Source organism: Fructilactobacillus sp. X3R2C1 (assembly GCF_059901235.1).
In genome coordinates this window covers 59743-74815 of the sequence record NZ_JBWXVA010000006.1, presented here as the reverse complement: position 1 = coordinate 74815, position 15073 = coordinate 59743, and the positions used below count along the sequence as shown (strand labels likewise).

Annotated in this window: 13 protein-coding genes and 5 tRNA genes; 15 read left to right on the top strand and 3 right to left on the bottom strand. The window is 40.1% G+C overall.

The features are described from left to right. Positions 1-4: 4 nt before the first annotated feature. From AC6UDB_RS06715 to glnA, 4 genes are all read left to right on the top strand, one after another. Positions 5-77 (top strand) — tRNA-Asn (locus tag AC6UDB_RS06715). 56 nt (positions 78-133) lie between these two features. After that, positions 134-206 (top strand) — tRNA-Thr (locus tag AC6UDB_RS06710). Positions 207-452: 246 nt separating this feature from the next. Beyond that, positions 453-836, top strand: a complete 384-nt coding sequence (locus tag AC6UDB_RS06705; RefSeq protein WP_500694500.1) for a MerR family transcriptional regulator — start codon at positions 453-455, stop codon at positions 834-836. 11 nt (positions 837-847) lie between these two features. Continuing rightward, positions 848-2188, top strand: coding sequence for a type I glutamate--ammonia ligase (glnA, locus tag AC6UDB_RS06700; protein ID WP_500694499.1), 1341 nt, complete (start codon positions 848-850; stop codon positions 2186-2188). 35 nt (positions 2189-2223) lie between these two features. Here glnA and mscL read toward each other — a convergent pair whose 3' ends face one another. Further along, complete coding sequence (gene mscL / locus AC6UDB_RS06695) at positions 2224-2598, bottom strand: large-conductance mechanosensitive channel protein MscL (protein ID WP_500709508.1); 375 nt, start codon at positions 2596-2598, stop codon at positions 2224-2226. 130 nt (positions 2599-2728) lie between these two features. Between mscL and AC6UDB_RS06690 the strand changes: the two genes are divergently transcribed. The 4 genes from AC6UDB_RS06690 to AC6UDB_RS06675 all read left to right on the top strand — a co-directional run bounded on the left by AC6UDB_RS06690 (position 2729) and on the right by AC6UDB_RS06675 (position 5275). Further along, a complete protein-coding gene (locus tag AC6UDB_RS06690; protein ID WP_500694497.1) occupies positions 2729-4213 on the top strand; it encodes a peptide MFS transporter in 1485 nt (494 codons plus the stop codon). A 128-nt stretch (positions 4214-4341) separates the two neighbouring features. Then, positions 4342-4424 (top strand) — tRNA-Tyr (locus AC6UDB_RS06685). An 8-nt stretch (positions 4425-4432) separates the two neighbouring features. After that, positions 4433-4504, top strand: a tRNA-Gln gene (locus tag AC6UDB_RS06680). Between the two features lie 69 nt (positions 4505-4573). After that, on the top strand, positions 4574-5275 hold the full coding sequence (locus AC6UDB_RS06675) for a GntR family transcriptional regulator (protein WP_500709506.1): 702 nt from the start codon (positions 4574-4576) through the stop codon (positions 5273-5275). A 41-nt stretch (positions 5276-5316) separates the two neighbouring features. Here AC6UDB_RS06675 and AC6UDB_RS06670 read toward each other — a convergent pair whose 3' ends face one another. Then, positions 5317-6051 (bottom strand): WecB/TagA/CpsF family glycosyltransferase, encoded by a 735-nt coding sequence (locus AC6UDB_RS06670; protein WP_500709505.1) that lies wholly within the window; start codon positions 6049-6051, stop codon positions 5317-5319. Between the two features lie 89 nt (positions 6052-6140). Here AC6UDB_RS06670 and AC6UDB_RS06665 point away from each other — a divergent pair, with 89 nt between their 5' ends. From AC6UDB_RS06665 to AC6UDB_RS06635, 7 genes are all read left to right on the top strand, one after another. Next, positions 6141-7607 carry a nicotinate phosphoribosyltransferase gene (locus AC6UDB_RS06665; protein WP_500709504.1) on the top strand — a complete coding sequence of 489 codons (1467 nt, stop codon included), beginning with the start codon at positions 6141-6143 and terminating at the stop codon, positions 7605-7607. A gap of 9 nt (positions 7608-7616) precedes the next feature. Then, positions 7617-8456, top strand: coding sequence for an NAD(+) synthase (gene nadE / locus AC6UDB_RS06660; protein ID WP_500709503.1), 840 nt, complete (start codon positions 7617-7619; stop codon positions 8454-8456). Positions 8457-8521: 65 nt separating this feature from the next. After that, the gene (locus tag AC6UDB_RS06655; RefSeq protein ID WP_500709507.1) at positions 8522-10690 is read left to right on the top strand and encodes a Tex family protein; all 2169 of its coding nucleotides are present in this window, start codon (positions 8522-8524) and stop codon (positions 10688-10690) included. 12 nt (positions 10691-10702) lie between these two features. Continuing rightward, positions 10703-11152 (top strand): SprT family protein, encoded by a 450-nt coding sequence (locus AC6UDB_RS06650; protein ID WP_500709502.1) that lies wholly within the window; start codon positions 10703-10705, stop codon positions 11150-11152. 6 nt (positions 11153-11158) lie between these two features. Further along, complete coding sequence (locus AC6UDB_RS06645; RefSeq protein WP_500709501.1) at positions 11159-12046, top strand: homoserine kinase; 888 nt, start codon at positions 11159-11161, stop codon at positions 12044-12046. Between the two features lie 56 nt (positions 12047-12102). After that, positions 12103-12188: transfer RNA gene (locus AC6UDB_RS06640), tRNA-Leu, on the top strand. 135 nt (positions 12189-12323) lie between these two features. Continuing rightward, positions 12324-13766, top strand: a complete 1443-nt coding sequence (locus AC6UDB_RS06635) for a catalase (protein ID WP_500709500.1) — start codon at positions 12324-12326, stop codon at positions 13764-13766. A gap of 64 nt (positions 13767-13830) precedes the next feature. Here the strand turns inward: AC6UDB_RS06635 and AC6UDB_RS06630 are convergent, their stop codons facing one another. Beyond that, complete coding sequence (locus AC6UDB_RS06630) at positions 13831-14991, bottom strand: LCP family protein (RefSeq protein ID WP_500709499.1); 1161 nt, start codon at positions 14989-14991, stop codon at positions 13831-13833. Positions 14992-15073: the final 82 nt, after the last annotated feature.

Sequence of the window (15073 nt, the reverse complement as noted above, 5' to 3'; positions counted from 1 at the left end):
TTATTCCGGCATAGCTCAGTTGGTAGAGCACCTGACTGTTAATCAGGTTGTCGACGGTTCGAGCCCGCCTGCCGGAGCTATGTCTGAGTGCTAACAACAATTGCCGTTAGCACTTTTAATTTATCGTCATTTTGCCGGCTTAGCTCAGCTGGTAGAGCATCGGTATCGTAAACCGAGGGTCACAGGTTCAAGTCCTGCAGCCGGCATAAATTTTTTATTCATTCTTAATGATGATTAAACCTTTGGCATAGCAAATAACGGGTGAATAGAATCTAATGGTGTGCTTGAATATGCACATACATACATGAAGACACAAGAATTTATTTCTTGTGTCTTTTTTTTATATTGCAAGTTTTATGTTAAACTTGGATCAGTGTTACATTTCATAACATAGGTTATTGACGCTTATATCAATAACGAATAGAATGGTGTCATATCAAGGAGATATGCGTATGAGTGAAAAAGTACTGAGGAAATCTTTAGCGGTTCTGCCAATGGGAACGGTTATGAAGCTTACTTCCTTATCATCCAGACAAATAAGGTATTACGATGATCATGGTCTTGTTCATTCTAAACGAACATCAGGAAACCGACGTTTGTATTCATTAGATAATGTGGACCAAATTCTTGAGATTCACAACTATCTTATTGAAGGAATGACAATTGCTCAGGTTAAAAGAGTATTTGAGAAACAACGTCGTCGAAAACTTTTACATAGTGGTGATAAATCACTTAGTGATGAAGATGTCCGCGAATACTTGAAAGACGATATTTTAAAAGCTGGACGCTTGTATGATGATTCTGATTTAAAGCAACAGGGTAAGTATTTAAAATAAGGAGACTACTTATGGTACATGATTATACAAAAGACGACATTCGCCAAATGGTAAAAGATGAAGACGTCCGATTTATTCGACTAATGTTTACTGACTTGATGGGCAGCATCAAAAATGTTGAGGTACCCGTTAACCAACTAAACAAGGTTTTAGATGGTAAGATTATGTTTGATGGATCTTCAATTGATGGTTTCGTACGCATTGAGGAAAGTGATATGTACCTGATCCCTGATCTTTCAACGTGGATGGTCTTCCCATGGGGTGACGAACACGGTAAGGTTGCTCGTCTGACATGTAGTGTTCATACATCAGATGGCGAGGTGTTCGTTGGTGATCCAAGAAATAATTTAATGCGTGTTCTGGATGAAATGAAAGAAATGGGCTTTTCTAACTTTAACATTGGCCCAGAACCTGAATTCTTCTTGTTCAAAATGGACGATAAGGGTAATCCAACCACTGAATTGAATGATCACGGAAGTTACTTTGATTTGGCACCAATGGATTTGGCAGCCAATATTCGTCGTGATATGGTTCTTGAATTAGAAAATATGGGCTTTCGAGTTGAGGCTTCTCACCATGAAGTAGCATCTGGACAACATGAAATTGATTTTCAGTACGACAACGCCGTGGTTACGGCAGATCATATTCAAACCTTTAAGTTAGTTGTAAAAACAGTTGCTAGAAAGTACGGATTATACGCCACTTTCATGCCAAAGCCACTGAATGGTATCAATGGATCTGGGATGCACATCAACATGTCATTGTTTGATAAAGATGGTGACAACGTCTTTTATGATAAAGATGGTGACCTGGAATTATCACAAACGGCATACTACTTCTTAGGTGGACTTTTGAAGCACGCTAAAGCATTAACTGCTGTATGTAACCCAATCGTTAACTCCTACAAGCGACTAGTTCCTGGCTTTGAGGCACCGGTCTATGTGGCATGGTCGGCATCTAACCGTTCACCATTAGTTAGAGTTCCAGCTAGTCGTGGTCTTAGCACTCGCCTTGAACTTCGAAGTGTTGATCCTTCAGCTAACCCATACTTAGCAATTGCATCAATTCTTGAAGCTGGTTTAGATGGTATTAAAAACAAAATTGAACCAGGTGAACCAATTGACCGTAATATCTATCATATGGATGGCAAGGAACGAAAATTAGATCATATTGAAAACTTACCTTCCACCCTTCATAATGCGCTTAAAGCATATGAAGCTGATCCACTTATGAAGAAAGCCATGGGACCTCACATGTATCAAAATTACTTGGATGCAAAGAACATGGAATGGAATGCTTACAGACAAAACGTTTCTCAATGGGAACGCGACAGATACCTAGATATGCTATAAAAAAACACCAACAGAGCGTTGGTGTGATTAAGGAATTACTTTTTAAGCAGTTTAACAATTTCAGCTAGATATTGATCAGTAAGGCTCGGTTCTTGAGCCTTCTTTTCTTGCTTTTTTTGATTTTTATTAGTTAATTTGTTGATAGATTTGACCAATAAAAAGACGATGAAAGCAATCAGCAGGAAATTGATGACTGAGTTTAGAAATAAGCCATATTTTATCTTTGCTTTTCCAACGGTGATGGCAAGTGATGAAAGATCGATTTTTCCTAAGAACAGTCCAATAAACGGGTTAAAAATGTTATTAACCAATGAAGTCACGATCGAAGTGAAGGCAGACCCGATGATAATTCCGACGGCCATGTCAACCACATTCCCTCGTGATATAAATTCTTTAAATTCCTTGAACAATGTATTATCCACTTCCTTTTCCTTGATAATCACTATTCTAACAAACTTTTTGTCGAGATATGATTGTAAATGAAAATCAAGAATGGTATTATTTCTGATAATTGTTAAAAGATTGACAGGAGGAGATTTTATGAACGGACAAGGCGAGAAGAGTCTCGACCATGCGTTCTTTGGGCAACCAAAAGGGTTGCAAACACTGTTCTTCACTGAAATGTGGGAACGATTCAGTTACTACGGGATGCGTGCAATTCTTTTATACTACATGTATTTCTCAGTCGCCAAGGGTGGATTAGGATTTTCTCCAACCACTGCAGCTTCAGTTATGGCAATTTACGGTTCACTGGTATTTCTAACTTCAGTGTTAGGTGGTTATTTAAGTGACCGAGTTTGGGGGAGTCGAAAGACTGTTCTGTATGGTGGAATTTTAATTATGTTTGGGCACGTGGTACTTTCATTACCATTTGGTGCCGGAGCGTTGTTTATTTCCATTGTCTTAATCACCGTTGGTACTGGATTGTTAAAACCAAATGTTTCAGAAATGGTTGGTGCCTTGTATGGTGAAAATGATCCAAGACGTGATACTGGATTTACCATTTTTGTTTTTGGGATTAACTTAGGTTCGTTCATCGCACCAATCTTAGTTGGGACCGTCGGAATGGACTTTAATTTCCATGCTGGATTCTCACTAGCTGCGATCGGAATGTTCTTTGCTTTAATTTACTACTACTTTAGTGGTAAAAAGACTTTGAGTATCGATGGCTTATATCCAAGTGATCCCTTAGAACCAGATGATTTGAATCGTTTAGTTCTTGAAATTATTGGTGGCTTAGCTGTATTTGCCGTTATTATCGCGGGGATGTGGTACTTTAAAGTTTTGAGTATTGATAACTTTGTTTTGTTATTGAGTATCATCGCAATTTTAACCCCAATTATTTACTTCGTTGTTATTTTGAGAAGTAAGAAGGTTACTAAGACAGAACATTCACGGGTTCTTGCCTATATTCCATTATTTATCGCTGCTGCGGTATTCTGGGCCATTGAGGAACAAGGATCCGTTGTTTTGGCTTTGTTTGCTGAAAATCAAACTAACAATAACCTTGGATTTTTGCACATTAATGCTACTTGGTATCAGTCACTTAACCCATTGTTCATTATGCTGTACACACCACTGTTCGCATTCTTATGGACATATCTGGCTAAAAGAAAAGAAGAGCCCAGCTCCCCAGTTAAGTTTACGTGGGGAATGTTTTTCGCTGGATTTTCGTACTTATTTATGATGATTCCAATTTTCCTATTTGGTTCATCAGCTAAAGTTAGCCCACTATGGCTAATTGGTAGTTGGGCCATTGTTGAAATTGCCGAAATGTTGATTTCACCAATCGGGCTTTCCGTTACCACCAAACTTGCTCCGAAAGCATTTGAATCACAGATGATGAGTATGTGGTTCTTAGCGGATGCTGCTGGTCAGGCGGTTAACTCACAAATCGTTAAGTTCTACACTCCGGGACACGAAATCGCGTACTTTGGAATCGTTGGACTTGTAGCCATCTTGTTTGGAATTGTCTTATTATTGATGATCAAACCAGTTAAAAAACTGATGGATGGAGTAAATTAAAATCACTATAATGAAAGGCGCTGTAAAGTTAGCGCCTTTTATTTTTTGAAAAAAAGTATTGACTAACATCATGATCCCGTGTAATATAATAAACGTTGATTCGTTACTACGAATTACTCATTTATTATGGAGGGGTAGCGAAGTCTGGCTAAACGCGGCGGACTGTAAATCCGCTCCTTCGGGTTCGGTGGTTCGAATCCACTCCCCTCCATTGATTCTTGGGCTATAGCCAAGTGGTAAGGCAACAGGTTTTGATCCTGTGATGCGCTGGTTCGAACCCAGCTAGCCCAATACTAATTATTGGTGTAAAATCGACTAACAAATGTTAGTCGATTTTTTTATGTCAAGGTAGGAGTAATTATGACAGTACCTGTTTATATTAAAATTCATGATGATATTAAGAGTAAGATCGAAGACGGAAGCTGGAAAGTGGGAAGCCGGATTCCATCTGAAAGAAAACTATCCGAACAGTACGGAGTAAGTCGAATGACGTTCAGGCAAGCTGTTCAAGCGCTCGTTGAGGATGGAATATTAAAACGGATTGCCGGCTCAGGAACGTACGTTACTAACCAAAAGGTTCAAGAAAAGATGTCCGGAGTAACCAGCTTTACTAACATTATGCTGGCTCAAGGAAAAAAGCCATCCACCAAAACCTTGTCATATAAGATTGTTGAGCCCACCTTTAAGGAAGCCTCTGTCTTGGGGCTGAGTCAGGATGATCGGGTTTTGCGGATGAATCGGATTCGCTATGGGGACGACATTCCAATTTGCTATGAAGTGGCAGCTGTTAATGCATCGATGGTCGAAGGGTTAAGTGAAGAAGACGTTTCTAGCTCCCTGTATCGTTCTTTAGAGGACAAGAAGGGACTTCGTCCAAGAAGCGCGAAGCAATTTATTTCGGCGATTTTAGCGACTGATCGGATTGCTGATTTACTGGATATTGAGGTTAAGGCACCCATTCTTAAGCTAAAACAGATATCTTATCTTCAAAATCAGCAACCATTTGAGTTTGTTCAGGCTCAGTACGCTGCTGAGCGATTTGAGTTTTACCTAAATAAATAAAAAAGAGCCCTACTAACGAGGGCTCGTAAAGTTGGATGAGATCACTTCTCATCCTTTTTTTGTTTTCTAACTAAATTTAAAAATTCAGGAATGGCTAGCATTCGTTTAAAACGGGTGGGTTCTTTAAAAAGGCGATAGAGCCATTCGATGTGATGATTAATCCAGAACTTAGGAGCTCTCTTGACGTGTCCAGCTAAGACGTCAAAGCTTCCTCCCACCCCAATCCACAAGCAGTTATTTTTATTGCGATATTTTGCAATAAATTCTTCTTGCATAGGGAAACCAGTCGCAACAAAAATCATGTCAATGTCGTTGTTTTCAATGTTGTTAATGATGGGAGTGTCGTTTTTAAAATAACCGTCCTGCATCCCCACAATTTTTAAATGTGGATAGTTAACGGTTAAGACTTTTCGTAAATCAAATACGACATCGGGTTTGGCTCCCAGAAAATAAGCTGACTTGTTATTTTGGTTTCCCCAAGTTAACAGTGCTTTAAAAATGTCATAACCGGTGATTCGTTCTGACATTGGGTCATTTAGCATTTTGGCACCCTTGATAATGCCAATCCCATCTGGCACGACGTAAGTGGCGTCTTTTAAAACTTTTTGGTAGTGAGGATGACGATCAGCATAAACTACGATTTCTGGATTGGCGGTTACCACAAACGTGTTTTGGTGGTCGTCTATTTGGGATTCAATCACCTGCATAAATTCGGTGAAAGTCGCGTTAATAAAGGGAATGGAAGCGATGTTGGTGGTCGGGAATTTGTGCGTCATTTGTTAGCCTTCTTTTTGGGTATTATGTGATATAATGTGCAACGAGTAACAACAATAGTTTAGCCTGAAATGGCTAGAGGAGATTAAAGATGTCAACATTACAAAGTCCTAATAATTTAACTTTACACACTGACTATTATGAAATCAATATGATGGCAACTTATTTTGAAAAACATATGCAAAATCGTCATGCTGTATTTGAAGTTTTTTTTAGAGACATGCCCTTTGGAAATGGATATGCCGTCTTTGCAGGATTAAAACACATTATTGAATATATTAACAACCTTCACTTCACTGATGAGGACATTAAGTATTTAAAGTCAATTAGCGATTATTCCGATGAATTTTTAGATTATCTTCGTAACTTTAAGTTTACTGGGACAATTCGTTCTGCTGTTGAGGGTGATTTAGTTTATAACAACGAGCCCATTGTTCAAGTTGAAGGAACGATTGCGGAATGTCAATTAGTTGAGACCGCTATTTTGAACATGGTGAACTATCAGACTTTAATCGCTACTAAAGCGGCCCGAATTCGAATGGTGGCTGGAAATAATCCTTTAATGGAGTTTGGTAGTCGTCGAGCCCAAGAAGTTGATGCAGCACTGTGGGGAACCAGAGCGGCATACATTGGTGGGTTTAACGCGACTTCCAATGTGTTAGCCGGTAAGGAATTTGGCATTCCTGTCAGCGGAACGATGGCGCACTCTTTGATTGAATCATTTGGAAATGACTATGATGCATTTATGGCATACGCCCAAACTCATAAGAACTGTACTTTTCTGTTGGACACCTTTGATACCATTAAAAGTGGGGTCCCAAATGCAATTCGAGTTGCAAAAGAAATGGGCGACAAGATTAACTTTCAAGGTGTCAGAATTGATTCCGGTGATATGGCGTACTTATCAAAAAGAGTTAGAGAAATGCTGGATGAAGCTGGCTTTAAGGATGTTCAAATTGTGGCTTCCAACGACCTTGATGAATACACCATTAGTAGTTTGAAGATGCAAAATGCCAAAATCGACTCTTGGGGAGTTGGGACCAAGCTAATTACGGCTTTTGACCAACCCGCACTTGGTGCGGTTTACAAGTTGGTCTCGGTTGAAGATGAACAGGGTCACATGGTCGATACCATTAAACTTTCCAATAACGCCGAAAAGGTTTCAACTCCGGGTAAGAAGCAAGTTTGGCGGATTACTGAAAAAGACGACGGTAAGTCTGAGGGAGATTACATCACACTTGATGGTGAAGATCCACGTGAACAGTCTTCCGTGTACATGTTCCATCCGCATTTCACTTACATTAACAAGACTATTACCAACTTTAATGCTCAACCGCTCTTACAAGATATCTTTAAAGATGGAAAGCAGGTATATCAAATGCCGACGTTAGAGGCTACTAAGCAGCATGCGACTGACTCTTTGAAGGCACTCTGGCCAGAGTACAAGCGTCAGTTAAATCCACAAGATTACCCAGTTGATCTTTCTAAGAAATTATGGGACCACAAGATGAGTTTGATTAATGAAATTCATAATGGGGTTGAGCAAAAATTAGAGTAGGTGATAGTAATGGATGAGAAACAAAAACGACTGCAAAAACAGATTATTAGTGCTTTAAGGGTTCAACCAAAGATCGATCCTGAAACGGAGATTAGACGTAGTGTTGATTTTATCAAGGATTACGTTAAAAAGAATTCGTTTATTAAATCAGCAGTACTGGGAATCTCTGGTGGTCAAGATTCCACTTTGACGGGAAAATTGGCATCGATGGCAATGAATGAATTAAGGGAAGAAACGGGTGATACTGAATATCAGTTTATTGCGGTTCGTCTTCCTTATGGCGAACAAGCTGATGAATCGGACGCCATGAAAGCCATTGATTTTATGGATGCTGATCGGGTTGAACGCGTCAATATCAAGGATTCAGTCGATGCGATGGTAAAAGCGGTTGAAGCTAACGGTGATGCTGTCTCTGATTTTAATAAGGGCAACGTTAAAGCTCGGACGCGGATGATCGCACAGTTTACCATTGCTGGTGCCAATCAAGGGATTGTACTTGGCACTGATCATGCCGCCGAGGCGGTGACCGGTTTTTACACTAAATTTGGCGACGGCGCCTCTGATATTGTTCCAATTTGGCGACTGGATAAACGGCAGGGTCGTGCGCTTCTTGAGTACCTTGACGCACCTAAAAACCTTTACGAGAAAACCCCAACGGCGGATCTTGAAGATGATCGTCCAGCTCTTCCAGATGAAAAAGCACTTGGGGTTAGTTATAAAAATATTGATGACTTTTTAGAAGGCCAGGACATTAGTTCTAGTGCAGCTAATGTGATTGAAAATTGGTATTTGAAAACTCAACATAAGCGACACCTTCCCATTAATGTTTATGATACGTTTTGGAAATAAATTTGATTACAATAACTCCGTTAATTATTTAATGGAGTTTTTATTTGAAAGATTATGGTGAAAAAATGGAAAAAACTTTAATTGATCAAACTGCAAAAGCGTTACCACACATTTCGAAACGACAAATTCAACAAACCTTAGAAATGCTTGAGGATGGTAATACCGTTCCGTTTATTGCACGATACCGCAAAGAGAGAACCGGTAATTTGGATGAGGTTTCTATTCGAAAACTTGAGGATACTTACCAGCGTCTAGCAAAGCTGAGCCACCGAAAAGAAGAAGTGGTAAAAAAGATTGACGAAGAGGGCCAATTAACCAAGCAGTTAAGACAAGACATTTTAAGTGCTGACAGTATTCAGATTGTGGAAGACTTGTATCTGCCATATAAGCAAAAGCGAAAAACAAAGGCGATGGTTGCAAGGGAACGGGGATTAGAGCCACTTGCAACTGCAATTTTAAAGTTTCAAAATGAGCCATTAAAACAACTGGCAAAGTCCTTTATAGATGAGGATCACGACGTTAGTTCCGTTGATGACGCTTTAGATGGAGCCCGTGAAATCATTACGGATGCCATTGGAAACAACGCTAAGTTTCGGGAATGGATTCGAAACTATACCTTAAAAAACGCTATGCTGGCGGCAAAGGTTAAGCCTAAGGGAAAGGTCAATGACGAAGGTGGCGTTTATGGTGATTACTACGATTTTAGTGAGCGAGCCAAAACGGTTCCGAGTTATCGGGTTTTAGCAATCAATCGTGGTGAGAAAGCAAAGGTATTGACCGTGAAACTAGATGTTGATGTTAATGCCATTATGCATTACATTGATTTTCATGTGGTTAGTAATCATAATGGTCCCGCAGTTGACTTTGTTAAAGACGCTTCAAAAGATGCTTATAAGCGCTTCATCGGTCCGGCCATCGAACGTGAAATTCGTTCCACTATGACCGAAGCCGCAGAAAATCATGCCATTGAAGTGTTTGGAAGAAATTTGTATCACCTGTTAATGCAGGCACCAATCAAGGGTAAGGTAGTTCTTGGCTTTGACCCAGCTTACCGGACGGGATGCAAACTAGCGGTTATTGATGTAAACGGTAAATTCTTGGCAAAGGAAATTATTAAAGCTACTAAACCAGCAACGGAAGCACAACAAGCGCGTGCTAAAGAACAGTTGATTGACCTGATTAAGAAGTATCACGTTCAAATGATTGCGATTGGTAACGGAACCGCGTCACGCGAATCGGAACAATTTGTCGCTGAGGCAATTAAATCCATTGATTATCCGGTTCATTACGTAATTGTTAGTGAAGCTGGGGCATCGGTATATTCTGCTAGTAACAATGCGCGAAAAGAGTTTCCTAACCTTCACGTTGAGGAACGTTCAGCCATTAGTATTGGAAGACGACTACAGGATCCACTTTCTGAGTTGATTAAGATTGACCCCAAAGCGGTTGGGGTTGGTCAGTACCAGCATGATGTCTCTGAAAGTAACCTTGATGCACAGTTGGATCGGGTGATTGAGACCGCCGTTAACCAAGTCGGGGTCAACTTGAACACCGCTAGTCCAAATCTACTTGAACACATCTCGGGATTAACTAAATCCACTTCACAAAATATTGTTGAATATCGGGATGAAAACGGTGCTTTTTCTAACCGTAATCAATTAAAAAAAGTTAAACGATTAGGGCCAAAGGCTTTTGAACAATCAGTTGGATTTTTACGTATCATTAATGGCAAGAATCCATTGGACAATACTGATATTCACCCAGAAAGTTATCGGCAAGCCAAAGAAATTTTGTTAGCATTGGGACTTACAATTGATAATTTTAGTTCTGATGAAGGTCGAAAAAAGCTTGAAAAAGCAAATGAAGTTGATTTATCACAATCACTATCAATTGATCAGCAGTTGGTCAAAGATATTTTAGCTAGTTTGAAAAATCCCGGACGTGACCAACGTGATACGATGCCGAAGCCGTTGCTTAAATCGGACGTCATGAAGATTGAAAACTTGAAATCGGGAATGAAATTACAGGGAACCGTTCGCAATGTTACGGATTTTGGTGCGTTTGTCGACATTGGAGTAAAACAGGATGGTCTCGTTCATATTTCAAAAATGAGTGATCGGTTTATATCGGATCCAGCAAAGCTTGTTTCTGTTGGTGACATTGTCGACGTGTGGGTGTTAAGTGTTGATTTAGATCGAAAACGAATTAAACTTTCCATGGTTGGTCCAGAATAGGAGCGAACTTATTTGCATGACGATGAATTACAGAAACTGGTCGAACAAATTTCATTGGAGTCATTTGGTAAACCATTTAAGCACCGCGCATATTTTAATGGTCGATTGAAAACCACGGGTGGTCGGTACCACCTTAAAGATCATGATATTGATATTAATCAAACGATGGCGAAGGGGATCTCTAGAGAAGAACTTGTGGGAATCATTAAACACGAACTCGTTCATTATCATCTTCATTTATCAGGGTATTCCGCTAATCATCGTTCAAAAGAATTTAAGCAGTTGTTAAGAGCTGTGGGTGGTAGTCGTTATGCTCCAATTTTGAAAGCACAATCAGCTTATCATTATCTTTATGAGTGTACTAAGTGTGGCCAATTATATCGGCGAAAGCGACGGGTTAATATCTCACGTTTTGTATGTAGTAAGTGTCGTGGTAAGCTAAAACTAGTTAAGAAGGAGTGAAGTATCATGGAAAAAATTATTGTGAGAGTTCCAGCAACTTCTGGTAATGTTGGTAATGGCTATAATTCGGTTGCGCTCGCTCTTCATATGTATTACACGGTGATCGTTGAAGAAGAAACTGAGAAGTGGCGGGTCAATCATGCGTTTGGCGATTCAGTTCCTCACGATGACAAAAATTTGGTGGTTCAAACGATTTTAAAGGTTAACCCTAAAATCATGCCCCATCAACTAACGGTAATGTCAGATGTTCCACTGGAAAAGGGACTTGGGTCTAGTACCACGGCGATTGCTGCGGGAATTAAAATTGCTAACAAGCTTGAAAATATGAACTTATCAGTTAATGACCAAATTAACATTGGTAGTCGAATGGAAGGACATCCTGACAACATTGCCTCAGCCATTCTGGGAGATATAACAATTTCTCACTATGAGGATGGAAAGACTGACGTTGTCAAAGCTCATATGCCCGATGAAATGCAAGCCTTGGTTTTCATTCGAAATGAGAAAATTACCCAACAGAGGGGAATGGAACGTTTCCCAAAGGAAATTACGTTTGGTCAAGAGGTACAGACTAGTAGCGCTTCGAACGTTTTTGTCGCTGCATTAATGCAAAATGATTGGAATAAAGCGGCCCGAATGATTGAAGCTGATAGTCTGGTTCGCACTGGACAGGGTAATGATTTTAAAGACTTCAAAGTAATTAAACAGACTGCTCATGAACTAGGAATCTACGGAACTTACATTAGTGGAGTGGGTTCATCGATTGTCACGCTAGGAGATTATGACCAACTCACCAAGTTACAACAGAAGATTGAAAGTAACGATCAATTGGATGGAGTATGTAAGTTAGTTGACCTTGATAGGGATGGTGCCACGATTCGTGGTGAAGAATAATTAAAAAATTCATTGCGCTATCTTGTTAAATTTGCTATGATGTTTATTGTAGCAATGCGGCCATGGCGGAATTGGCAGACGCGCAAGATTAAGGATCTTGTCGGGATTTATCCCGGTGGAAGTTCGAGTCTTCTTGGCCGCATCATTTAATTCAAGAACACCATATCATTTTAAGATATGGTGTTCTTTTTAATTCTAAGTCTCTTTTATTGACATTGAGTTGTGCACGATTAATCTAAGAAGTGAACGATTAATTAACAAGGATGGTGTGATAATTATGTCAGATAAATTAACAACCGAAGCTGGTCAACCGTGGGCTAACAACGAACATTCTCAAACAGCTGGTTTTCGTGGTCCTGTTTTGATGCAGGATTATCAATTACTAGAAAAGTTAGCTCATTTTAATCGTGAGAGGATTCCAGAGCGAGTCGTTCATGCTAAAGGTGCTGGTGCCAAGGGCGTTTTTAAACTTACACATGACATGAGTAAGTACACTAAAGCTGATTTATTCAATGGTGTGGGCAAAGAAACCCCAATGACCATTAGAATCTCGCAGGTTGCGGGTGAAGCTGGTTATCCTGACACCGTTCGTGATGTTCGTGGATTTGCGTTGAAATTCTACACGCAAGAAGGCAATTACGACATTGTTGGTAATAATACTCCGGTGTTCTTTGTTAACGATCCACTTAAGTTTCCTGACTTTATTCATTCCCAGAAGCGTGATCCTAAGACTCATTTACGTTCACAAGAGATGCAGTGGGATTTCTGGTCTCATTCACCAGAATCAGTTCACCAGGTCACCTACCTGATGGGTGATCGTGGTAATCCGGCTAGTTATCGAACAATGAATGGTTATGGAAGTCACACGTATAAGTGGGTTAATAAAAAAGGAACTCCATTTTGGGTTAAGTATCACTTCATTAGCCAACAAGGGGTTAAGAACATGACTAATGAACAAGCTTCAAAAGCAGCAACTGAAGATACCGATTATTTAATTCATGATTTATACGATGCAATTGAACAAAAGAACTATCCAACATGGAAAGTTTACGTTCAGATTATCCCTTATCAAGCGGGAATTGATTACAAACCAGATATTTTTGATGTAACTAAAGTGGTTTCTCATAGGGATTACCCACTACAAGAAGTTGGGGAATTTACCTTAAACCAAAATCCAACTAACTATTTTGACGATGTGGAAGAATTAGCCTTCTCACCCGCTAACCTGGTTCCTGGGATTGAAGCAAGTCCTGATAAGTTACTTCAAGGACGGTTGTTTGCGTATAAGGACGCTGAAAGATATCGTTTAGGCGCTAATTATGAACAATTAAAGGTCAACCGTCCATTAGACAAGGTTGAAAATTACGAACGTGATGGTCAAATGGCACAAGGACAAGACGGATCGGTCAACTATGAACCCAATGGTAAGGGCGGACCAGTTGAAGATCTGAGTGCTTCAATCAGTCCCGATAAAGTGGAAGGTGAAACCGGAGCTTTTAAACCATATGACACTGACTACTATAGTGCAGCCGGAAAGTTGTATCATGTAATGAAACCAGAGGAACGTGATCGCCTAATTAATACGATCAAAGGAACACTTGGTTCCGTTGATAACCATGAGATTAAGGTCTTAGAAACCAGACAATTTTATAAGGCTGACCCAGAGTATGGGACTCGAGTAACAAAGGCTCTTGGCCTTGATTTAAATGAAATTAGATAAAAGATCCCTTAAATAAAAATAGACTTGCAAGATAGGTTATTAGCCCTATTCTTACAAGTCTATTTTAATATGCTGGTGCCGTTGAGTTTGGATCGGTGGTACTCCCTGATGAATCATTGGTAGCAGTATTGTTGTTGGATGGATCACCATTACTAGGGGAATTGGTTTCTTGTTGTTTAGGAGTTAAACCCTTAGCTTGCGGTAAATTCAAGGTGGTTCGAATATGGTTTGAGACGTTCATCAATTCGTCTGGTTGGGCGACTTGATAACTGACTCCGTTAATCATTGCTTCATTCCCCTGAAGGGTCTCAGACTTGATGTGATGAGTGGCTGGACCATACTTAGATCTAATGGCAATCATGTCATCAAAGGATAAATCGGTTTTGAGGTTTCCATTTAATGATTCAAGAATTTGTTGGTACCTGGGAATGGAAGAAATTCCCATTCCTTTCATCACTAATTTTTCTAAGACTTGCCGTTGTCGCTGTTGGCGACCGTAGTCACCTTTCGGGTCATCATCCCTCATTCGAGAATAATCAAGGGCTTGATCACCATCTAGATGGGTCATTTTGCCCTTAACTACATTGGCATTCCCATACTTAAACGTCAATGGTGGCTTCACTTCGACACCCCCAACGGAATCAACCATCTGTTTTAAACCACCCATGTTAACGATCGCAAAGTAGTCGATGGGAACGTTTAAGAGATGCTGGACAGTTGAAATGGCAGTCTTTGGACCACCGATGGTGTAAGCAGCGTTGATTTTTTCGTATGGCTGTGAGTCACCGTCGACCACGACTTTGGTATCGCGGGGGATACTGGTTAAGTAAGTGGTCTGCTTTTGCGGGTTAACGGTAGCGACGATAATGGTGTCGGTGCGGCCAACGTCGTGTCTACCAAGGGCGCCCGTGTCGGTTCCCATTAGTAAGATTGAAAACGGTTTTCGTTTCTTTAGAAGATTTGAGACGTTTCTTGATTTTCCAATTCCATCGTCTTGAAACGTTCCTCCAAAGGAATGACGAGCCTGGGTGTAAGCACGGAAACCAAAAGCAAGGGCAATGATGACAATCAATAAGATGATACCCATAAAAGTCCAGGCAACTGGATGGTGCGGCTCGTTATCATAGTCAACGGCTGGCTCTGACTTTGGTTCGGAAAAATGTGGATTACCAGCTCGCCGGCTATATTCGCGATTGTCGTCATTATTATTATCGTAGTTTGACATTATTATTCCCCGCTTATTTATTAATACTGCCCCAAATTATATAGCAGTTATGGCAGCTAACGCTAGTTATTTCTCAACTTTT